The 23,818-nt window shown below is 23.3% G+C and carries 19 protein-coding genes; 14 read left to right on the top strand and 5 right to left on the bottom strand.

The annotated features are described in order from the left end of the window. Window positions 1-188 precede the first annotated feature (188 nt). Entirely contained in the window at window positions 189-1,814 is a 1,626-nt protein-coding gene (locus ACXX84_RS03015; protein WP_458572885.1) for an IS1634 family transposase, read from the top strand. Between the two features lie 220 nt (window positions 1,815-2,034). Here ACXX84_RS03015 and ACXX84_RS03010 read toward each other — a convergent pair whose 3' ends face one another. The 3 genes from ACXX84_RS03010 to trmB form a co-directional block, all read right to left on the bottom strand. Then, window positions 2,035-3,399, bottom strand: coding sequence for a M17 family metallopeptidase (locus tag ACXX84_RS03010; protein WP_458572884.1), 1,365 nt, complete (start codon window positions 3,397-3,399; stop codon window positions 2,035-2,037). Between the two features lie 93 nt (window positions 3,400-3,492). Further along, window positions 3,493-4,323, bottom strand: coding sequence for a hypothetical protein (locus ACXX84_RS03005; RefSeq protein WP_458572883.1), 831 nt, complete (start codon window positions 4,321-4,323; stop codon window positions 3,493-3,495). A 104-nt stretch (window positions 4,324-4,427) separates the two neighbouring features. Then, on the bottom strand, window positions 4,428-5,039 hold the full coding sequence (gene trmB / locus ACXX84_RS03000) for a tRNA (guanosine(46)-N7)-methyltransferase TrmB (RefSeq protein WP_458559625.1): 612 nt from the start codon (window positions 5,037-5,039) through the stop codon (window positions 4,428-4,430). 351 nt (window positions 5,040-5,390) lie between these two features. On the opposite strand from trmB, the gene ACXX84_RS02995 reads away from it, so the two are divergent. The 6 genes from ACXX84_RS02995 to ACXX84_RS02970 all read left to right on the top strand — a co-directional run bounded on the left by ACXX84_RS02995 (window position 5,391) and on the right by ACXX84_RS02970 (window position 12,272). Next, the gene (locus tag ACXX84_RS02995) at window positions 5,391-7,568 is read left to right on the top strand and encodes a S8 family serine peptidase (protein WP_458572882.1); all 2,178 of its coding nucleotides are present in this window, start codon (window positions 5,391-5,393) and stop codon (window positions 7,566-7,568) included. Window positions 7,569-7,570: 2 nt separating this feature from the next. Then, on the top strand, window positions 7,571-8,398 hold the full coding sequence (locus ACXX84_RS02990; RefSeq protein ID WP_458572881.1) for a hypothetical protein: 828 nt from the start codon (window positions 7,571-7,573) through the stop codon (window positions 8,396-8,398). Between the two features lie 11 nt (window positions 8,399-8,409). After that, complete coding sequence (locus tag ACXX84_RS02985; protein WP_458572880.1) at window positions 8,410-9,243, top strand: hypothetical protein; 834 nt, start codon at window positions 8,410-8,412, stop codon at window positions 9,241-9,243. A 4-nt stretch (window positions 9,244-9,247) separates the two neighbouring features. Continuing rightward, window positions 9,248-10,084 (top strand): hypothetical protein, encoded by an 837-nt coding sequence (locus tag ACXX84_RS02980; protein ID WP_458572879.1) that lies wholly within the window; start codon window positions 9,248-9,250, stop codon window positions 10,082-10,084. A 186-nt stretch (window positions 10,085-10,270) separates the two neighbouring features. Beyond that, complete coding sequence (locus ACXX84_RS02975; protein ID WP_458572878.1) at window positions 10,271-11,755, top strand: MYPU_1760 family metalloprotease; 1,485 nt, start codon at window positions 10,271-10,273, stop codon at window positions 11,753-11,755. A 1-nt stretch (window position 11,756) separates the two neighbouring features. Beyond that, the gene (locus ACXX84_RS02970; RefSeq protein ID WP_436358859.1) at window positions 11,757-12,272 is read left to right on the top strand and encodes a DUF402 domain-containing protein; all 516 of its coding nucleotides are present in this window, start codon (window positions 11,757-11,759) and stop codon (window positions 12,270-12,272) included. A gap of 33 nt (window positions 12,273-12,305) precedes the next feature. Here ACXX84_RS02970 and rpsT read toward each other — a convergent pair whose 3' ends face one another. Next, a complete protein-coding gene (gene rpsT / locus ACXX84_RS02965; RefSeq protein WP_436358860.1) occupies window positions 12,306-12,581 on the bottom strand; it encodes a 30S ribosomal protein S20 in 276 nt (91 codons plus the stop codon). A gap of 119 nt (window positions 12,582-12,700) precedes the next feature. After that, entirely contained in the window at window positions 12,701-14,278 is a 1,578-nt protein-coding gene (locus ACXX84_RS02960; protein WP_458572877.1) for a DUF31 family putative serine protease, read from the bottom strand. 116 nt (window positions 14,279-14,394) lie between these two features. Here ACXX84_RS02960 and ACXX84_RS02955 point away from each other — a divergent pair, with 116 nt between their 5' ends. The 7 genes from ACXX84_RS02955 to ACXX84_RS02925 form a co-directional block, all read left to right on the top strand. Next, window positions 14,395-16,416, top strand: coding sequence for a GGDEF domain-containing protein (locus ACXX84_RS02955; RefSeq protein ID WP_458559244.1), 2,022 nt, complete (start codon window positions 14,395-14,397; stop codon window positions 16,414-16,416). After that, window positions 16,397-16,837, top strand: coding sequence for a 50S ribosomal protein L9 (gene rplI, locus ACXX84_RS02950; protein ID WP_436358863.1), 441 nt, complete (start codon window positions 16,397-16,399; stop codon window positions 16,835-16,837). The genes ACXX84_RS02955 and rplI overlap by 20 nt, the downstream gene beginning before the upstream one ends. Continuing rightward, window positions 16,830-18,158, top strand: coding sequence for a replicative DNA helicase (gene dnaB / locus ACXX84_RS02945; protein WP_436358864.1), 1,329 nt, complete (start codon window positions 16,830-16,832; stop codon window positions 18,156-18,158). Before rplI ends, dnaB begins: the two co-directional genes overlap by 8 nt. Before the next feature lies 1 nt (window position 18,159). Next, the gene (locus ACXX84_RS02940; protein ID WP_436358865.1) at window positions 18,160-19,389 is read left to right on the top strand and encodes a CNNM domain-containing protein; all 1,230 of its coding nucleotides are present in this window, start codon (window positions 18,160-18,162) and stop codon (window positions 19,387-19,389) included. 70 nt (window positions 19,390-19,459) lie between these two features. Next, window positions 19,460-20,884: a trigger factor gene (gene tig, locus ACXX84_RS02935; RefSeq protein WP_458560545.1), complete on the top strand. Its 1,425-nt coding sequence runs from the start codon at window positions 19,460-19,462 to the stop codon at window positions 20,882-20,884. A 58-nt stretch (window positions 20,885-20,942) separates the two neighbouring features. After that, a complete protein-coding gene (gene secA, locus ACXX84_RS02930) occupies window positions 20,943-23,588 on the top strand; it encodes a preprotein translocase subunit SecA (RefSeq protein ID WP_458572876.1) in 2,646 nt (881 codons plus the stop codon). Beyond that, the coding region (locus ACXX84_RS02925) for a hypothetical protein (RefSeq protein ID WP_458572875.1) at window positions 23,572-23,818 on the top strand (247 nt) is incomplete at its 3' end. The genes secA and ACXX84_RS02925, both read left to right, overlap by 17 nt.

Genomic DNA, 23,818 nt, shown 5'->3' with positions numbered 1-23,818 from the left:
TAGTATAATTCATATTGGTCCTTAAATTAAAAAGTAGTGGTTATAAAACTTTTTTCCTGTGTTTCCCAGTTAACAAAGAAAAAAATAATAAAATTTAGATTGTATATATTTATTTATAAATATATACATTTTTTATTTTTTTTAATAAAATTCTTGCTATAACTTGCTATTTATGATATAATTTAAATATGAAATTAATGTTATTTAACTCTACGGGACCAAAAAAAGCAACATATAAAAATATTGGTTACTGAGATACAAGCGGAAGTTATAGAAGAAATATTAGATTATTAGCTTTAGGAAATCAAGAAAAGCTACTTAAAAAGAATCCTAATTATGAACAAATTATTAAAAGCATAATAAGTAAATATGACACAACCGTAAATATAGAAAAATTAGAAGCAGAAATAAATTCTGCACTTCTTTTGAGTTCAAATATTACTAAAACTAAAAATTTTAGTGCAGAATTTATTTTAGAATTTATGTATGATTTAAACATTTTTGAAAATTTTAATTTTGGTAAGCACAAAGGGATGAAAGAAATACTTTCTTATCAAATTGCTAATAGAATTTGTCAACCTTCAAGTATTTTTAAATCTTTTATAAATAAGTCTGAATCATATACAGACTTGGATTATTCAAAAAATAGTTTTTATAGAATGCTTGACTTATTAGAAGATAATAAGGAAAATATCTTGAAAAATATATCTAAAAAGTTTGTCAATGAAAACGAAACTATTTTTTTCGATTCAACCACAATTTATTTTGAAAGTTTCAAAAAAGAAGAATTAAGATTACCAGGATATTCAAAAGATGGAAAATTTAAAGAAGATCAAATTGTTTTAGCAATGGCGTGTAATTCAGAAAATATACCTATTTTTTATAAAATTTTTCCTGGAAATACTGCAGATGTAAAAACATTAATTCCTTTTATACAGGAATTTAAGGAAATTTATAAAAATACAAAAATTACAGTTGTTTCAGACAGAGGAATGAGTTCTGCAGAAAATATTAATTTTTTAGAAGAAAATAATATAGACTACATAATTTCAAAAAGAGCAAATATCGAAACAAAAAAATATAAAGAATTTTTATTAAAAGAAGATGATTATGTTGAGATATCAGGAAAGTTTAAATATAAAACTAAAGAAATTTTTGTAGAAAATAAAGAAAATAAAGGGAAAATAAGAAAACAAATTGTCACCTGAAGTAAATCCAGAGCTAAATTAGATAAACTCAATAGAGAGAATGAAATAAATAATTTTATTAAAAATCAAGACAAAAATGGATTTGTTAATGAAAAAAGAATGATAGGATACAAAAAAACCAAATATTTTAAACAATTGAATTCTTCTAAATATGTTTTAGATGAAGAAAAAATTTCAAATGATCAAAAATTTGATGGTTATTATGTATATGAAACTTCTTTAAAGGATTTAGATCCATTAAAAGTTGTAGAAATATACTCAATGCAATGAAAAATAGAAGAAAATTTTAGAACATTAAAAAATAATTTACAAATTAGACCAATGTATGTTTATACAACTAAACACATCCAAGGACATGTATTATTTTCTTTTTTATCATTATGAATTTTGAAAATGTTTTTATTAAAAATAAAAAATTTCTATAAAGATAATGGAATAATACAAAAAATTACAGATGAAAAATTTATTTTAATTTTAAAAAATTTAATTTATATGACAGAAGAAGATAGAAATAGCAATAAATTATTAACTTTTAAAAGATTAGATAACGAATTATCAGTAATGGCTTGAAATTTTTATGATGAATATATAAAATACATAAAATAGCAAGTAAATTTTTAAAAAAGCAAACGAAAAGTGCTGTAAAACAGCACTATTTGTATTTTTTCCCTATTAACTGGGAAACGCAGGTAAAACTTTTTTGGTCCACTTTTTTTATACAAAAAAAATCAAGTGTCCCATACTTTAAATTTTACTTTAAAGTGGTGCACTTGATCTTACAATTAAGCACACAAACAGATTTGTTTGTGTTTGTAATTTATCTTTATTATTTTTTGTTTAATGCATATTGAACTAATGTTTTTACCATTACACCCATAGGTTTTTCACCTGTTTCTGCTGTTCCAGCAATGTCTAAATGAGCAAAATATTTTCCTTCTGAAAATTCTTTTAAGAACATAGCAGCAGAAATAGAACCACCATTTCCAGTTAAGTCAGTGTTTTTTAAATCTGCTACTGTTGAACCTTTAATGAATTTAGCAAAATCATCGTGTAAAGGCATTCTTCAAATTAATTCGTTTTGTTGTTTTGCAGCTTCATCTAATTTATTTCATAAGCAATCACAAGTTGAGAATGTTCCTGTGAATGTATGTCCAAGAGCTACTAAGATAGCACCTGTTAATGTAGCTACTGTAATAACCGCAGTTGCTTTTAAGTTTCTAATAGCATATGTCATTCCATCAGCAAGAACTAATCTTCCTTCAGCATCTGTGTTATTGATTTCCACTGTTTTTCCATTCATTGAAGTTCAAACAGCATCTGGTAAATTAGCATCACCATTTACTCTGTTGTCAGTAATTGCTAATACTGCAGCAACGTTTGCTTTAGGATTCAATTGTGCAATTGCATTTAATGCTGAAGCTACTATTGCAGCTCCTGACATGTCGTATTTCATTCCAAGCATACTTCTTCCGGTTTTAATGTTGTATCCACCAGAGTCAAAAGTAATACCTTTTCCAACAAATGCAACTTTTTCTTCTGAATCAGGATTTCCGTTGTATTCAATAGCAACTAATCTTGGTTCATACATAGAACCTTTATTAACAGATAATAAAAGACCCATTCCAAGTTTTTCAATTTCTTTTTTATTTAAAACAGTAACTTTTAAATTTTTAAATTGTGAAACTTGTTCTTTTACTTTTTCTGCTAATCATTCTGAGTTACAAATGTTTGGAGGTGTTGCTTGTAAATTTCTTGCAAAATTTACAGATTCAACTAATATTTTTGTTTTTTTAAGTTCAGAATCTAAAGATTTTAAATCACTTACTAAAACAAATAAATCATTTTTTTCTTCTTTTTTGTTTGTTTTTACGTTGTAAATATTTGCATTTACAAATTCATATTTTTCTAATAATCTTGTTGCAAGTGTTGTTAATGAAACTTCTTCATTTACAAAACTTTCAAGTTTAACTTCATAAACTCTTGACAATGAAACAAGTTTATCTAATAAATTATCTAAATCACTTAGTTTAAATTCTGATTTATCTCCTAAAAACATTACAGCTTTTTTTTCTGTAACAAATTCAGTTAAAGCGAATTTTTTTTCAATAACATTTGAATCAAACTTTTCACCTTTGAATACAGCTTCAAGTGAAAAGTTAGAATTTGTTAATTTTTCTATAAATTTAATCATTTTTCTCCTATTCTTATAATAAATATATTTTAAACTTTTTTTTAAATTTTTATCTTTTTTTATTAAAAAAAGCATAAACAAATTATTAAATGTTTATGCTTGGAGTTTTTTCAACAATTTTACTCTAAATATAAAACCAAAAAATGGTTTTAAAATTATTAAATAAGAAAGTATTGAACAGAACAAGAAAATGAAAAATACAAAAATATTTGATAGCAATATAATTAAAATTAGAGAACTAATTCAAGCTGCAAAAAACAGTAATTTTAAAGCAATTAAAAAGAAAATCTCTTTATTTATGTTTTTATATAAAGCATTATTATTTTGATCTATTTGCTTTTGATTTTTAATTATATTTTTTATATAAACTAGTAAAAACATTAATTTAAATTTGTAAAAATGCTTTTTATATCAGTTAAAAATTATATTTTCAACTAAATTATTAGATATATTTATATTTTGTTTTTCAGTTAGTTTGATTTTATTGTTTGTTTCATTTTTAATTATAAATTCAAAATGCTTTAAATAAGAAAAATCATCTATATGGTTTTTTCTAAATACAAAGGAAATTAACTCTTTTTGATCCTTTATTTGAAATAAACTATAATCTATTTTTCCTTTTGTGTTGTACTCTTTATGAGAATATTTTTTGCATTCTCTAAAAGCAAGAAATACTCATAAAGGATGAAGTAAAATATAGATAATAATTCCGCTAGTAGCAACTAAAAATTTTAAATAGAAACTTGTTTCTGGATTATTATTTCACTCTTGAAGTAAAAATACAGAGCACATCAAAAATACAAATAAAAACACGCAACTTATAAACAAAGGAAAAAACAAAATAAAATAAATTTTTCTTTTTATATCAATTTCTAAATCACTATCATTTAGATTCAAAAATACTATATTTTTAAATAATCACATAAAAACATAAGAACCAAACAAAGGAAATAAATATATTTCTTTCGAAAGTTTTAAGTTAGTAAAATAATTTCAAAAAAGGTAATTCTTATTATTGAGATACATAATTATTTATTAAATTTAACTTCTAAATAATTTATATTTTTGCCTTTATCTGATCATTTTTTTTCATAACCTGTCATAATATTATTTTTAGAAAGCTCACTATTATGAAAATCCCTTGTTAGATTTATAATATTTGCTCCAAACTCCTGTATAGATTCAATACTGTATTCAAATAAACCATCATTATCAGTTTTAAACTTTAATAAACCATTGGTAGTTAATAAATTTTGATAAATAGTTAAAAAGTTTTTATAAGTAAGTCTTCTTTTATAGTGTCTTTTTTTAGGTCAAGGATCTGAAAAAGTAAGTCAAATTAAATCTACTTTTCCTTCTAATAAATTAGGTAATTCTGCAATATCTTTATTAATTATTTTAAAATTTTTTAAATTTAATTTCTTTGCTTTTTTCATAGATTTTAAAGCAACTGTAGGATATTTTTCAATTCCTATATACATAATATCAGGATTATTTTGAGCAAGTTGAACTAACATTTCTCCTTTTCCCATACCCATTTCAAGCACAGTGTTAGAATTTACTTTAAAAGGGAATTCAGTTATTAAATATTCACTTTCTAAAAGTAATTCTGTTGCATTTGGTATATTTCTTAATCTCATATCAAAATAATACTAAAATTTATTTTTTAAACAAGAAATAAATAAAATTTAAAACAATAAGTATTTATATTATTATTAATATAATATGAAAAAATTTATTTTATTTTGAAAATTTTATAAAAAAGTATTATAATAAAATTATGGTTGCAGGAGGAAAAATGAAAATAACTAAAAATATTATCATTCGTAATATAAACAAGTTAATTATTAAAATTAACCAATATTTTCATTTTTACTTTTTTAGGACTTTAAATAAATTTAGCTAATTAATTAAATAATAAACTAAAAAGAAAATCCTAATTAAGTTTAGGATTTTTTGCAACCTTTTTAAATAAAATAAAGGAGAAAATTATGAAAAAGAAAAATAAATTCTTATTTACTCTTATGCCAATAACTGGTTTATTAAGTCCATTTATTTTAGGTGTAAGTATGAATCTTAATGATTCAGAGCAAAAAAATAATAAAGAAAATAAGACATTAAATATTTATGAATTTTTAAGTAAATTAAAGAATTATACAACTGAAAGTTTTTCAGAACATTCAACAAAAGAAGATAAAATGGTAACTGATTTTGTTGAGTCTTTACCAAAAAGAGAAGTGTTTAGATTATATACAAACGTTTTTGTAGATGATAATTTAGATAACAATCTTAAAATTGAAAAATATTCAAAAGAAAATAAAAAAGTTTTAGATTTATTTTTAAGTGATCTTAAAGATAAAAATATTGTTAAATATTCTTATTATTCTGAAATTCTTCCTATGATAAGTGTAGAAGTAGACTTAGAAGATGCAAATAAATTTGCAGAATTTTTAGATAATAAAAAAGAATTTGCTAACTATTCTAAAGAACAAATAGTAGCAACTTTATCTTTTAAAGATGTAACTGAAAGACTAATTACTAAGTATTGTATTGATAAACCAGATGATTTGGGGAAATGTTTATTATATGATCAAGATACAGGAAAAGCAAGTACAAGTTCAAGCAATTACAATCCTTATAGTAGCAATGATTGAACTTATAGACAGCATAAAAATTCTTATTCATCAAGTTCATCATCAAGTTCTACTGTAACTAAAAAAGAAGAACCTAAAAAGAAAGAAGAAAGTTGATATTATTTATCCACTTCTGATTACAAAACACATTTTAGAAAACAATTAGATTTAATTAATGATGATTATGATGAAACAAAAGTAAAAATTGATAAAAAAACTAATGAACCTGAAGGAGTTTATAGAACAAAAGTAGGAGTTTGAGAACAAAATTTTATTTCACCAATTGGAAATTATTTTAAATTTAATAATATCTATAGTGAAGATTTTGCAGAAAATGAAGAAACCTTTAAAAAACATAAACAAGGTGTAGCTATGTTGATTAGTGGACAAGAAGGGGTAGATAGTTTCTCTAAAATTTTTGATCAATCTATTGTTTGAGAAGATTCTTATATACAAGATAAAGACTTTGCATTTTCTTTTAATAATTGAAAAAATATAGAAAAAGTTATTAAATTTTTTATAAAAAACAAAATTAATCTAGTTAATGGAAGTTTTGGTTATGGTTCTCCAAAAATTTCTGATATAGATTCCCAAAAAACTAATTATGATAATTTAGCTTATTTTTTAGATTTAATCACAAGAAAATACAAAATAATATTTGTTTTTTCTGCTGGAAATCATAAATTAAATAAAGTAAATAATAATTTCCATGGTATGAAACTTGGTTTAAATACAATAAAAGTTGCTGCACTAGATACAAATAATAAAACCACAACTAATTTTTCTGTAAATAAAAGCGATTCATATTATTTTTTGAGTGACTATCCAAATATAACAGTAGCAGCTCCTGGTACAAATTATGATTTTAGTTTTTTACAAAAAAAACAAACAAATTTAGAAGGTACAAGTTTTGCTGCTCCACTCGTAACAGGGGTAATTTCTAAGTTATATAGAAATTTTCCAAAAGTTAGAAATAAACCTGTATCAATATTTTCTTTAATAGGTGTTTCATCTGATTTATTTAATGAATTTAGCAAAAATTTAATTAAAGGAACAGGTTATAATCAAGATTTTGGGGCAGGAATTTTAAACTATAAAAAAGCAAAAGAAGCAGTAGATAGTTTAAAAGAATTTACAATAAAAGGAAATAGAGAAAAAGGGAAATTAGATGAAACAGTAAAAGAATTAGAATTAAAAGATGATTCAATACTAAAAATTAGTTCAGCATGATTATTTAATGGTTTTGATAAAGAAATTCCTGAAAATATATATCTTGGTAAAAAAGATAAAAATTACTTTGAACAAGAGTTTAAAAATAATAATGTTGTAACAGATTTCAATATTATTTTAGAATATTGAAATAGCCAAACAAAAGAATGAGAAAAAGTTAAAGAAACTACATCAGTTAAATCTAATAAAGAAATTTTAAATATTAAAATAAGTAAAGCAGGAAAATATAGATATTATCTTTATAAACAAAATTCATCAATCTCACAATTAGATGATGAAGTTGCTATAAGTCATTTAGTAGAATAAAAATGAAAAAAGTGAAATTATTAATTCCTGTTTTAACTGCTAGCTTATCTTTATTTTCTTTTATTTCTTGTCACGAAATTAAAGAAAATATACAAAAAAAAGATGATGAAGGAAAATTTATCTTCGAAAAACCCACTCACAATAAATATCACAATCCTGATGAATTATTTAAAGAATGAAATGAAATAAAATACAAAAAAGATTTTTTAGATGTTTATGGAAAATGAGAAGTCTATAAAAAACATTTAACTACTTTTTTCTTTGAAAATCCTTTTAAAAAAGAAAATTCTAAATATGATTTTAGTTTATCTCCATATAGTCAAGAAGACAATAAACATATTTTTAACTTTGATATAAACCATTTAGGTCAATTTATTGCAATAAGCAATTATAATCAATTTAAATTTTTTATGAATGACTTGCGTGTTGCTTTTAATTTTAAAAATGTAAATAAAGACTTTCCTTCTCTTTTATTTTTCAATTCTGATCATTTAAATAATTTTGAAACTAATAATCCATTTTATGTAATAAAAAAATCATTAATTCAATCAATGATTAAAACAACTGATTTAGATAACGATGAAGTAATAGAAGAAAAATTAAAAAATTATTTCTCTAAAAAAATAGTATTATTTTCTTTACTTGTAGAAACAAGAAGTAAATTTACTGAAGAAATAAAAACTGTTCACATAAAATTTCCTAAAACAAATAATCTTAAAGATTTAATTGAAGAAAATTTAACTAATGAGAAAGATCAATATAAATATGATCGTGATTGAGATTATCCACTTGCTTTTGAATTTCATGAATTAGAAAAAGATAATAGATAAGGTTAATAGAAATGAAAAAAGTGAAATTATTAATTCCTGTAATAACTGCTAGTTTATCTTTATTTTCTTTTATTTCTTGTCACGAAAACAAAGAAAATATACAGAAAAAAGATAATGAAGGAAAATTTATCTTTGAAAAACCTGCTCACAATAAATATCATAATCCTGATGAATTATTTAAAGAATGAAATCAAGTAAAATACAAAAAAGATTTTTTATGAGAGGATGGAGAGTGAGAAGTATATGAAAATCACTTAACTACTTTTTACTTTGAAAATCCTTTTAAAAAAGAAAATTTAAAATATGATTTTAGTTTATCTCCTTTTAATCAAGAAGATAAAAAACATATGTTTGATTTTGACTATAATCATTTAGATCAATTTATTGCAATTAGTAATTATGATCAATTTAAATTTTTTATGAATGATTTACGTGTTCCTTTTAATTTTAAAAATTTTAAAAAAAGTGATGAAAACTCAACCATTATTTTTTTCTACCCTAATAAATCAAGTGATTTTGAAACCAATAATCCTTTTTATGTAATAAAAAAAGCATTAGTTAAATCTATGATTAAAACAACAGATTTAGATAATGATGAAGTAATAGAAGAAAAATTAAAAAATTATTTCTCTAAAAAAATAGTATTATTTTCTTTATTTATAGACTCAAGAAATAGATTTACTGAAGAAGTAAAAACTGTTTATATAAAATTTCCTAAAACAAATAATCTCAAAGATTTAATTGAAGCAAATTTAACTAATGAGAAAGATCAATATAAATATAATCGTGATTGAGGTTATCCGCTTGCTTTTGAATTTCATGAATTAGAAAAAGACAATAGTTAAGGTAATGAAAAGGAAGAGAATTAAATTAATATTACCAGTACTTACAACAATTTCAACACCGACTTTCCTTGTTTCTTGTCACGAAAACAAAGAAAATATACAGAAAAAAGATAATGAATCAAAATTTATTTTTGAAAAACCCGCTCACAATAAATATCATAATAGCGATGAATTATTTAAAGAATGAAATGAAATAAAATACAAAAAAGATTTTTTTGAAAAAGATAATGTTTGAGAAGTAGATAAAAATCATATTGATACTTTTTATTTTGCAAATCCTTATACAAAAGAAAATGAAAAACAAAATTTTAATTTATCCCCTTTCGTTAAAGAAGATAAAAAAGAAATTTTCAACTTTGATTTAAATCATCTAGGACAATTTATTGCTATTAGTAATATAAATCAATTCAACTTCTTTATGAATGATTTAAGAACTCATTTTATTCTTAAAACAGCAACACCACCAACTAATATAGCTCTTATTTTTTATGATGAGAATTTCAATAAAAATATAAAAACTAATAATCCTTTTTATCTAATGAAAGATAGATTACTAAATAAAATAATTAAGGTAAATGAAGGAGAATCAGAAGAAAATATAAAAAATAAATTAAAAAAATATTTTGAAACTAAAATCCTTATCTTTTCTTTATTTATAGATGATAGAGATGGGGTTAAGGAATATGTTAAACAGGTAAATATAAAATTTCCTAAAACAAACAATTTAAAAGATTTAGTTCAATTAAACTTAAAGAATAAGAATGAAAGTAATAGAGAATATATTTCAAAAAACAATCTTCCATTAGCTTTCGAATTTCATGAACTAAATAAAGAAAAATAAAATGTAAAAAAATTTCTTATATTAAACATTATTATCAATTATAAAATTAATAATGTTATTAAGTGCATATGAATTTACCAGTGATTTTACACTGGTATTTTTATTTAATAAAAAATAAATATTTTTAATACAAAAGTATAGAAAGTTTTATAATTTAATAAAAATAGTAGAAAGATGAGTTTTATTATGTTTAATAAAAAAATAAAAACTTTTTTGTATTTTTTTTCTTTTAATTTACCTGCTATTGTTTTTACTTCTTGTGATTATTCAAAAAATAAAGAACAAGAATTTATAAAAATAGAACAAAAATACTTTAATTTTGATTTAATTGAATATAAAAAAGAAAATTATTTTTTATCTAAAAAAGGATTGGAAAAATTTTATCAAAGAATTAAAAATGATTTATTTTATGGATCTGAAATAAATTTTTTAAATAAAATTATAATTGATAAAAATTTAAAAGAATTTTCGAATACAAAGGAAAGACAGGGTTTTTTTATTTCAAATACTAGAGAAATATATTTAAATTCTGATTCTTTAAATCATATACAAAATGAAGATGATAGAATAGAAGTTTTGTTTCAAATTTTATATCATGAATATTTTCATTATATCGATTCCACTTATCTTTCCAATTATAAACAAGGATATACAATCAAAAACAGTAAATCAACTAAAACTTATAATAAAGAATTTATAGATAACTTTTTAAGTGATTTAAGAATAACAGATGACAGATTTTCAAATTATTTCCCAAATAAAAATTTATTAAATTCAAGTAATATTTTTAACGATGTTACAATAAAAGAAATTTTGGAAAAATCATTAACAAATAAGTTAAATGAAATAAATTTTGAAAATAAAAATTTGCAAATTATGAATGAAAAATTTAAAAACTTAAATAATTTTATTCCTTTAAGTTATTATTTTTCCTTTGAAGAGTTTTTTGCAAACGAAGCATATAAACATTTTTATATAGAAAAAAGAAATAATTTAAATAATGATAAAAATTTTTATTTAAATGACTCTTTATGAACAACAACTTTAACTAGAGAAGATGGTTTAACACATTTAGAAGATAATTTTATTATTAATGATTCTGCTTTTGGTGGTTATATTACAAAAAATGATTCAGTAATTAAATTGGACAATAAAATTAAAGATTTATTTATTCATTTTTTAGAAATAATGAATTATAAATTGAATATCAGTGGGATTTATAATTTAAATAATAGAACATATATTAATGATAAATTAGAAGGAAATATAGATAATAATAAATTATTTTTTAGTGGTTATACAAAAGAAAAATATGATGGCTTAATTTTCAAAAATAAGGAAAATTCCTTTATAAAATTAAATTTAGTTTATAATGAAAGTAATAATTTAAAAGCTAAATTAAATAAAAATGATCAAGATTATAGTCTTTTTCCAGAAGAAAAATATTTAAGTTACTATACAAATAGTTATTTAAATATGGAAGAGATGAATATGGATTTTAAACCTATGTTGTGAAAAGACTTAAATAATAATGGTAAAATAGAAGAAAAAGAACTACATAATTTAAATAATTTTTCAAGTAATTCTAATTATGGTCCAAGTTCAAGTAGAAGTTTTTTAACTAATAGTGAATCTTTAACAATAAGAAACAATAAAATTATCAAGGAGTAAAATGCAATATAAAAATTTTGTTAATATACAAGCATATAAATATAATGGAAAATTATATAGACAGTGAAGTGGTGGAAAAATATTACAAGAAACTGAAAATCATGTTGTACTTTATATGAATAATAAAACAAAAGTTATGGAAAAAAACTTTCAAAAATGATCTATTAGAGAAGACACACTGTGATTTTTTCATAAAAAACATTTTTTTAATGCTTTAGTAACTATTGTTAACAAAAAATTTTATATCTATATAAATTTAGCATCTCCTTTTTTTGTAGAAGAACACACTGTAAAATTCATTGATTTTGATTTAGATATTAAGGTTTATCCTAATAAAGATTTAAACATAATAGATAAAATAGAGTTTTTATCAAACGCAAAGAAAATGAAATATTCTCAAAAAACTATTGATGTTGTTTTTGAAGAATTAAAATTTTTAATTAATTTGTATTATAAGGAAACCTATATTTTTAATAAAAAATATTTAAAGTATATTCAAAGCAAAATAGATAAATAAAAAAACTCCTTTTGGAGTTTTTAATTATCTTAATTAAGCAACATTTGCACTTAAATGTTTGGAAACAAAAGCATCAAGTCTTGAAGTTTTTCTAGAACCATTGTTTTTGTGTAAAACACCTTTAGAAACAGCAGTATTAATTTCTTTATGTGCTTTAGCAACTAATTCATTTACATTAGTAGCATTTTGCACTGCAGCTAGTTTAGCTTTTTTAATAGCTCCACGAACTCTTGATTTAATAGCATTATTTCTTATTCTAGATTTTTCATTTGTTTTGATTCTTGTTATTTTTGATTTAATATTTGCCATTCTATCTCCTTAATGTTTTGTTTCTTAATTATACAATAATTTTTTGTATTTTTAACTATAATATTTTACATTATTTTTATTTTTTGGAAAATAATATTTTTTATTTCAAAAAACTTACTTTATTTTTTTATCAAAGAATTATTAAAAGCAACAATTTCATTGAAATGTTGTTTTAGTCAAGAGTGATTTTGATCTACATTTTTTAAATAAAAAATCAAAGGGCTTTTATCTTGTTCTTTTTCTAGTAATCTGTGAATATTTAAAGTATTAAAATTTTCATCATCGTGTTTTAAACCTGCATTAGATGAAAAGAAAATTCCCACTGCTTGTTTATTTTGATTAAAAACACCAGCTCCGGATGCTCCTTTAAAAAACAAATTAGACTTTGGTACTTTAACATAGTTATCTAAATCTTGATTAGCTAAATATATTGTTTCAATAGATGGAGAATCCTTATCAATTGAATTCTCTATATCAAAAGGTTTATTTGTAAGTTTTTCATTGTCTTGAAATCCTTGGTTGATTACTGGCATATTATTGATTATGCTAATACCATTTTTATAAAAGCTTTTGGTTAATTTAAATCCATCAACTTTTTCAGTAACTCTTGTACTCTTATTGTTTTCTAAATCATCTATTTTTACAGGAAAACCAAAGGAAAAAACTTTTTCACCTTCAATTTTTTCTAAAGTTGTATTTACAGTATTTATTAGTGTTGGAGACTTATCATATTCTTTTAAAAAAGCGGGTTTTTCCACATTATCTTTTAGTTTTATTTTAATAACTGCAAAATCTGATCCTGAAAGATATTCTTTTTCTGAAGGTTTACCATTTTTTAGATCAAAATAATTATAAAAAGTACTTTGATAACTAAGCGGTTTAATAACTTCAAATGATTCAAATATATTGGTTTTATCTTTAAAAACGTCAAAATTTTCATTGAAAGTAGCATCTTTATAATTATAAAAATCATTTTGTCTATTTTCAGTGATTTCTTTTGTTCTTTTACCTGCGTCATTTATAACATAAGGATCATTTTTGTATTCTGGATAATTTTCTAAACCAATTAGTGATAAAGTTCTTATATCATGTGAACTAAAATAATTTTCTGGCATTTCTCCATTGTAATTTGGTTTGAAAATTACTTGAGAATTGAAATTATCTAATTCTTCTTCTGAAATATTTTGATAAAAGTAATTATCATTTTTATTATTTAAAAGCTTTACAGAATTAGTTTTTATTATTGGTTTATTTATGAAAGCTGCTGCATGAATATTTGTAGCAATATAATAAACTCTTTCATCTGTTGGATCTTTATCTAAAACTCATCCGGTAGCAAATTCTGTTTCTAAATTTGAAATTACAAATTTTCTTCTAGAATCATCAGAATAAAGTTCTACAAAGGTTTTTACATATTCAATTTGAAAACTTCTTTTTTTAATAAAATCAGTCACAGAATCACTATTTTCTGTATTTTTCTTGTATATTTGTTTAATTTCTTCTAGTTTTGCATTGTCTAAAACAGAAGAATTGACTTCAAGTGAGAAGTTTGGATTTTCTACATTAATTTCTTGCTTTTTCTTTTCAATTGTTTCTTTTTCTTCTTTTTTAACAAAAGGAAAAGAACAAGAAACAAGAGATGTACTTACTAATAAAACAGAAGAAAAAGAAAGCAAAAATTTAGTTTTTTTATTCATAATAAAGAACCTTTCAAAAATATTTTATTAATTATAAAGTAAAATAAAAAAGTTTTTCAAAAAGAAAATATAAATTATGTTTTTTAAAATAATAGTTTGTTTTATAATTTAATAATATGAGTAAAAAAGCAAAGATTTTAATATACTTTTCAATCAACGTTTTTTATTTGATATTATTTGCAGTTATTTTTATTGTTTTATATCAAATAAATTTGATTTCCAAATTTCTTTTATTTGGTTTTTTTGTATTTTGATTAATTGTTGCAACTATAAGTTTATGTTGACTTTTATGAGTATTTCTGCATAAAAGTTCCAAAATTCAATCTTCTTTATATGAATATATTAATGATGTTGTTGAAGAAAATAATTTAGGTTTAGTTTTACATACAACAAATGGAAAAATTATTTGAGTTTCTTCATTTATAGAAAAAAGGTTTTCTAAAAAATGAATAGGAAAAAATATTGATGATGTTCTGAAAAATAAAGTTAAAGCAAATGAAGAAAATTTAGTAGGAGATGGTTCTACTTTTTCTGAAGATGGTTATACATATGCAATTAAAAAATATAGAGATAAAAACGCTATTTCTATTAGAGATATAACCTTATATGATAACCTTTTGAAAAGTTACGAGAAAGATAAAGTTGTAATTGGAGAAATTGAAATAGATAATTTTCAATTATTACTTTCTACATTAGGAGAAGAAGATTTTTTCAAGGTAAAAACATCTGTTATTAATTTACTTGATGAGTTATCTAAAAATTATAATTTCTCTTATAGACAATATATTGAAGGAAAATTTTGAGTTGTAACTAGTTATGAAACATTCGCAAAATTAAAAGCAAAAAACTTTTCTATGTTTAATGAAATGGTTGTTAATTTAAATAATTCTAGTTATGAAGCAAAACAAGAAGTAACTTTATCGGTTGGTTTTGTTCATGGAACAAATGAAATTTCTAAATTGAATCAAATTGCAAAAGATGCAATAATTTATTCAAAAACTAGAGGTGGGAATCAAATTACAACTATTAAATATGGTTCTAGACCTGTTGTTTATGGTTCAAATAGTGAAATAAGTTCCAATTCAAGTAGAAGCGAACTAAACTTTGTATCTAAAAAAATGCTTGCAGTTTTAGAAAATCCAGAAGTAGAAAATATCATTTTATATGGGCATAAATACGCAGATTTAGATGCTGTGGGTTCTGCGTTTGGTCTTGGTCAATTTTTAATTAATTATGCTAAAACCAAATTTAATTTAGAAAAGAAAATGTATATTCAAAATGTAACTTTTGATTCTACAACAACACATTTTTTAGAAACCAATTCTCAATATATAGATAAAAAAATATTCATAAAACCTTCAACAGCATCTAAATATACAAACAAAAACACAATGATAATAATTGTAGATACAGCAGAAGCAACAAGAATTGAAAATCAAAATGCTTTTAATACAGCTGATCCGAAAAAAATATTTATTTTTGACCATCATAGAGTGGTTTCAGGAAAACCTGAATTCCTTTCTAAAGGAAATGATTATATTGAAACCACTGCTTCTTCTTCATCTGAAATAGTAACAGAGGTTATAGCACTTAATTCAGATGGTGAAAACAGAATAATTTCACCTTTTAGTGCCCAAATGCTTTTAAATGGTATTTATATGGATACTAATCAATTTAAAAAATCAACAACTATGAAAACATTTAATGCAGCTTCAATTTTAACTAGATGAGGGGCTCAAAGTGCTAAATCTATTGAAACTTTAAAGATAAGTGAAGAAATTTTTAATATAATTAATAAGATAACTAGAAATGTAGAAGAAGTCAAGCCAGGATTTTTACTTGCTTACACAGCAGAAGAAATTGATTTAGATGTTGTGTCTATGGCAGCTGATTTTATGTTAAATATCCAAGGAAGAAAAGCAACTTTTGTTGTTGCTAAAGTAGTAGGAAAAGATAGATTTAAAATGTCTGCAAGAGGTATAAATAATACTAATGTGCAAATTATTGCAGAAACAGTTGGTGGTGGTGGTCACTTCTCTGCTGCTGCTGCAGAAAGCACAACAGAAACATTAGAAGAATTTGTAGACAATATAAGACAAGCGATAGTGAGTGTGAAAAATGAAAGTAATAATAATTAAAGATTGTAAAGATGGAAAAGTTAATGAAGTAATAGATGTATCCGATGGATATGCAAAAAACTTTTTAATCAAAAATGGTTTAGCTATTCCTGTAAACAAAAAAACATCTTTATATTTAAATAAAAAAATAGAAATTTTAGAACAAGAAGAAGAGAAAAAAATTCAAGAAGCTGAATTATTAAGAGATCAAATTCAAGCTATAATTTTAACCTTCAAATTAAAAGAAACAAATAATGTAGTTCATGGTTCAATAACAGCTAAAAAAATTATTAAAGCTCTTGAAGATATGGACATTAAATTACCTAAACATTCTTTAGAAGAGCATGTTCATATTGTAAGTATGGGATTAACTGTATTGAATGTTAAACTACACAAAAAAGTAATAGCTCATTTAAGAGTTAAGGTTGAAAAAGATGAGTAAAAGTTTATTTTTACCTAAGGAAGTAGAGAAGTCGATCCTTTCTTATGCTTTATCATCAGAGGAAGATCAAGCAAAAATTATTCCTTTTTTACAAAAGGAAGATTTTTACGATTTCAAAAATCAAATTCTTTTTGAAGCATTAAATAATTTATATTTTGCTTCTAAAAAAATAAATTATGTTTCAGTTATTAAAGAACTGGATGAAATGAAAAAACTAGAAGAATTTGGTGGAGCAGCTGAAATAGCAGAATATACAAGCGAAATTCCCGTTTTTTCTACAGTTAAAGAAGTAATGAATGATCTTGTTGAAAAAGCAACATTAAGACAAGCATCTATTGTTTTAAAACAAAGTTTTCAACAATTATCAGAAGCAAATAAAACTGCAGATGATATTTTAAATGAATTTGAATCCAAGATGGTTCAAATCACTAGAAATGTTCAAAATAGTGATTTTCAAAATATGAGAGATGTTGCTGCAAACATCTTAAAAGACTTGCTTTCTAGAAAAGATAGTACTAGTTTAAAAGGAATTAGTACAGGATTTAGTAATTTAGATAAAATTACTTCAGGTTTTCAAAAAGGTGACTTAATTATTTTAGCAGCAAGACCAGCGATGGGAAAAACCGCATTTGCGTTAAATTTAACAAAAAACATTGTTGAGCAAAACAATAATGTTGTTGTTTTCTTTTCTTTAGAAATGCCAAGTACTCAATTAGTAACTAGAATATTAGCATCTGAGTCAGGAGTTCCTGGAGATTATTTAAAAAATCCACAATTTTTAACTAATGTAGATTGAATTAAAATTTCCACAACTTTGAATGAAAAAATCAGCCATTATAACTTATTTATTGATGATTCAGCAGGAGTTAAACTCCATGAAATGATTTGAAAAACAAAAAAATTATTAAATAAAATGAAAAAAATAGACTTAATAGTGGTGGATTATTTACAATTAATAGATCTTGGTGGTTCTAATAATAGACAATTAGAAGTTTCTAAAATTTCTAGAAGTTTAAAACAACTAGCAAGAGAAATTAATTGCCCCGTTATTGCTTTATCTCAATTATCCAGGGACGTAGAAAAAAGAGAAGATAAAAGACCTATAATTTCAGATTTAAGGGAATCTGGAGCAATTGAGCAAGATGCTGATATAGTTGCGTTTTTATACAGGGAAAATTACTATAAAAAGGAAATTTCCCCTTATGACATTCAAGAAACAAAATTAATTATTGCAAAGCATAGAAACGGTGCCATTGGTGATTTATCATTACAATTTAATCCAAAAATAGGTCTTTTCTTTGAAGAAGGAGAAACAAACTAGAATGAGTTGGTCGAAAATTATATTTATAATAATTTTAATTTTCTTATTAGTTCTTTCAGCGTTTTTTTCAGCTTCTGAAACAGCTTATTCAACTGTTTCTAGGGCAAAATTAGAAGAAAATTTAAATAGCAAAAAACACTTTCAAAAAAAAGTGATAATTAAAAGATATGAGATGTTCCCATCTACATTATCTACAATTTTAATAGGAAATAATATAGTAAATATTGGTTCTTCTGTAATTTTATCCTCATTGTTTTCGAGTTGAATAACAGAGGAAACTTTTGAAATTATCGTTTCTACTTTAGTTATGACTCCTATTATTGTTATTTTTGGTGAAATGATGCCCAAAATTTTAGCAAGAAAATATCCAATAAAATTTTTACAGTGTACATATTTATTAATTTTATTTTTTCATTACTTATTTTGACCATTAACTTTTTTAATTTCAAAATTCGTTAAATCAGATCAAGTTACTAATACAGAAAATGAACTTAAACACATTTTAGATTTAGGTTACAAAGAAGGTGTTTTAGAAAAAGAAGAATCTATTCTTGCAAGAAATGCACTAGATTTTGATTCCATAAAAGTAACTAAGCACTATGTTAGATTGAAAAAAATAACTTATGTTTCTTATGAAAATAGTTTAGCAAAAATTAAAGAAATATTCCAAAATACGGGATTTTCCCGTATTCCTGTTCAAAAAAATAAAAAATTTGTAGGTATAATCCTTTTAAAAGACATTTTCGGTTTATCTGATGAAGAAACTTTTAATATAGATGATTACATTGTGGAAGTTCCTTATATTTCTTCAAATTCTTTATTAAAAGTTGCTTGAAAAAAAATGAAAGAAAATAAAAGTCAATTAGGTTTTATCACTAAGAGTAATGATGATAAAAAAGTTATTGGTTTAATAACTTTAGAAGATATTTTGGAAGAACTTGTTGGAGAAATATATGATGAACATGATTATAGAGACGAATTAGATTTTTATGAGTTGGAAGAAAGTTCAAAAATCATGGTTAAATATTCTACAGCTATCTCTAAAATTAATGATTTTTTCTCAATAAATTTAGACGAAAATGAAAATGAAAATATTGGTTCTTTTTTAGAGAAAACAACAAACAAAAAATTAACTTTAAAATTCAAATTTAATATTAATAACTTATATTTTAAAGTTGTTGAAAACAAAAGAAAAGAAGAACCTAAAATAGAAATTTGAAAAGAAGAATAAAAAATTATAAAATACAAAAAAATACTTTATAATTAAATATATTATTAATAAAAACAGAGGAGTTTTTTATATGGCAAAAAGAAAAATGCTAGCTGAAACTGCAGAATTAGTAATAACAGTTGAAGCAGATAAACAAGAATGATTAGATGCACAAAAAAAAGCAAAAAACAAATTATTAAAATCAGTACAAATTCCTGGTTTTAGAAAAGGAAAAGTTCCTTTAGCAAAAGCTGAAAGTTTAATTTCAGAAGGACAAGTAATTCAAGAAGCAGCAAATTCAATAGCTCCTAAATTAGCTTCTTTAGCAAAAGAACAAATTATAGAAAGTGATAAAGTATTGGATGAAGCAGCTTTAAATCCAGTTAAAGTTTCAAAAGAAGAATTAGTAATAGAATTTAAATATCCAGTTTATCCAGAATTTAAAATTTCTAACTACAAAGGATTAGATATTTCTTATGAAGCACCAACTGTTTCTAAAGAAGAAATTGATTCTGAAGTAGATAAAATTGTAAAATCTCATTCACTTTTAATAAGCTCTGATAAAGCAATTGAAAATGGAGATGTTGTGCTTTTTGATTTTAAAGGATTTATTGACAATGAACCATTTGAAGGTGGAGAAGCAGAAGATTTTGAATTAAAAATCGGTTCAGGAAATTTTATTAAAGGATTTGAAGAATCAATGATTGGTTTTGTAAAAGGTGACAAAAAAGAAATTAAAGTGACCTTTCCAAAAGATTACCATGCAAAAAACTTTGCAGGTAAACCAGCAATATTTAAAATTCATGTAAAAGATGTTAAAAAATATGAAAAAGTAAAATTAGATGATGCTTTTGTTTCTGATTTAAAAATTGAAAATGTTTATACAGTTTCTCAATTAAAAGAATATCTAAAAAAACTTTTACTTGAAGAAAAAACAGAAAAATCAAAAATTGATTTTCAACACAAAGTATTTCACAAAATTTTTGAAAATACAACAATTCCTTTAGCTTCAGTTTTAATTAACAAAGAAAAAATGGCAGTTCAAAGAAAAACAGAAGAAAGATTAAAAGAACAAGGTTTTTCACTTAAAGAATATGCTGATTTACTTAAATTAGACACAAAAACATTAAATGACACATTTGAAAAAGAAGCAATTCACAACTTAAAAACATCATTAATTTTTGCTGAAATTTCAAGAATTGAAAAATTAGAAGCAACAGAAGAAGATTATAAAAAAGAATATGAAAAGTTTGCAAAACTTTACAAAACAACACCAGAAGCTGTTGAACAAATGGTTTCAAAATTCCAATTACAAATTCCTATCATAAACAGAAAAGTTATCGATAGATTGATTGAATACAATTCAGGAAAAATTGGACAAAAAATGAAAACAATAGTTTCTAAAGTTAAAAAAGAAGAAAATAAAGAAACAAAAACTTCTAAACCAAAAACATCAGTAAAAAAACCTGTTTCTAAAACAGTTAAAAAAGAAACTAAAAAAACTTCTTCAAAATAAGACCTATTGGTCTTTTTTTCTTTTTTTTCTTCATAAAAATAGTAAAATTTAAAATAATATGTTACATAAAATTAAAAAATTCTTTTCAACATCCACAGAGATGAAAATCGCAAGAAAATTGCTAAAAGAAATAAATGAAAAAAGATCCATTTATTCTTCAATGAGTAATGAAGATTTACAGAATCAAACACAATTATTTAAAGAACGTTTAAAAAATGGTGAAACTCTTGAAGATATCAGAGTTGAAGCTTTTGCAGCAGTTAGAGAAGCTACAAAAAGAGTGTTAAACAAATTCCCATATGATGTACAAATTTTGGGTGGTTTAATTTTGGATCAAGGTTCAATTGCAGAAATGAAAACAGGAGAAGGAAAAACTATTACTTCTATTGCTCCTGTATATTTAAATGCACTTGAAGGTAAAGGGGTAATTGTTTCAACAGTTAATGAATACCTTTCAGAACGTGATGCTACCGAAATGGGTCAAGTGCATAATTGAATGGGTTTAACAGTTGGAATTAATAAATCACAGATGGATTCTTTAACAAAAAAAGCTGCTTATGCTTGTGATATTACTTATTCCATTCACTCTGAATTAGGTTTTGATTACTTAAGAGACAATATGGTTACACAAAAAGAATCTAAAGTACAAAGAGGACTCAACTACGCTTTAATAGATGAGGTGGATTCTATCTTAATTGATGAAGCTAAAACTCCTTTGATTATTTCTGGTGGTGAAAAAAGTGGTGGAAATAATTATTTTATTGCCGATCAATTTGTAAGAATTCTTAAAGATGAAGATTTTGATATTGATTGAGAAAGTAAAGCAGTTAAATTAAATGATAATGGAATAGATAAAGCAAATCATTTTTTTAATATTGAAAATCTTTATGATATTCAACATTCAGAATTAGTTCATAGCATTCAAAATGCCTTAAGAGCACATAAAATAATGAAAAAAGATGTTGAGTATATTGTTCGAGATGGAAAAATAGAACTAGTAGATACATTTACTGGAAGAATAATGGAAGGAAGAAGTTATTCTGAAGGACTACAGCAAGCTATTCAAGCCAAAGAAATGATTAAAATAGAACCAGAAACTAAAACTTTAGCAACAATAACTTATCAAAATTTTTTCAGGATGTTTAAAAAACTTTGTGGTATGACAGGTACTGCCAAAACTGAAGAACAAGAATTTATTGATATTTATAACACAAGAGTAAATGTTATTGAAACTAATAGACCAATAAAAAGATTTGATGATACTGATTTAATTTTCCCTTCTGCAAGAGCGAAATATAAAGCAATTGTTGCAGAAATAAAAGAAAAATATAAATTGGGTCAACCTATCCTTGTAGGAACTTCACAAGTTGATGAATCAGAATATTTACATTCACTTTTAGTTAGAGAAGGTATTCTACATACTGTTTTAAATGCTAAACAAAACGAATATGAAGCAGAAATTATTGCTAATGCCGGAAGAGTAGGATCAGTTACAATTGCAACAAATATGGCAGGTCGTGGAACCGATATTAAACCTACTCCAGAAGCTTTAGAAAAAGGTGGATTATATGTTCTTGGAACAGATAAATCTGAATCAAGAAGAATAGATAATCAGTTAAAAGGAAGATCAGGAAGACAAGGAGATGTAGGTTATTCCCGTTTTTTCCTTTCTATTGAAGATCAATTAATGACAAGATTTTCTCAATTTGATCAAATTAAAAAAAATTTTGGAAGTGATAGTGATGAACCTATTCCAGGAAAGTCTATTTACAAATTTTTCCAAAGAGCACAGAAAAAAATAGAAGGTTTAAACTACGATAACAGAAAAAATGTTTTAAGTTTTGATGACGTTATTAGACAACAAAGAGACTTAGTTTATACACAAAGAGATATCATTTTAGAAAGTGAAGAATTAGATCATTATATCATTAGAATTATTGAAAGATCAGTAGATAATTTTATGAATTTTGATTTCATTTTAAAAACAAACAAAGAAGTAAAATATGACATTTTAACAAAATTTTTAAATGAGAATTTTTCCAGAATTTCTAAAGTAGAATTTACTTATAAAGAAATAAGTGAACACCATTACGATGAATTGATTGAATATTTAAAAGAAAAAATGAAAGACATTTATTTTAACGTGTTAAGAATTAACTTGATCGAAAATTTAAAAGAAGAATATGTAAAATTAGAAAGACAAATTTTACTAGGTGCACTAGATCAAAAATGACAAAATCACATTGATATTATTGATAAGTTAAGATCATCTGCAAATCTTGTTCAATATTCACAAAAAAATCCATTCCAAATTTTTACTGAAGAAGCAACTAAAAAATTTGAAGTATTTATTGATGAAAGTTCAGATCAAGCAATATTAAATTTATTTAATAATTCATATGCTAGAAAAATAGAGTATATGAATATAGAACTATCTAACGGACAAATTTTAACAATTGAAGTAGGGAAATCTCCAGAAGAAATTCAAGCAATCATAGATATGGAAGAAGAAAAAATAAGAATAGCTAATGAATACCAACAACAAATGAAACAAATAACACTTATTGATGGAAAAATCCTTTCTGTTCCTAAAGATATGGATGATGAACAATTGAAAAGAATTATCATAGAAGAAAACGCAGCTATTTTGGAAAGTCAACAAAGATTATTAGAAGAAGAAAAAAACAATGAAAAAAAAGATTAATATAATAGTGTTAATCTTATTTTTTATATCTTTTATAGCTGGATTAATTGAATTAGCTTTTTATATTTATAACAATTTAATTAACTACTTTTGATTGATAGTTAACATTGCTTTACTCTTTTTACCTTTTGTAATCATCATAATTTTTTTAATTTTTATTAAGCAAATTTATCCAAAAATTAAAAATCATTTTAGGAAGTGTAATAAATTTTGTGTAAAAATTTCTCAAT

It is taken from the genome of Mycoplasma sp. AC157 (assembly GCF_054343415.1).
The sequence above is the reverse complement of the archived record's forward strand: the minus strand, read 5'-3'. Positions and strand labels throughout refer to the sequence as shown.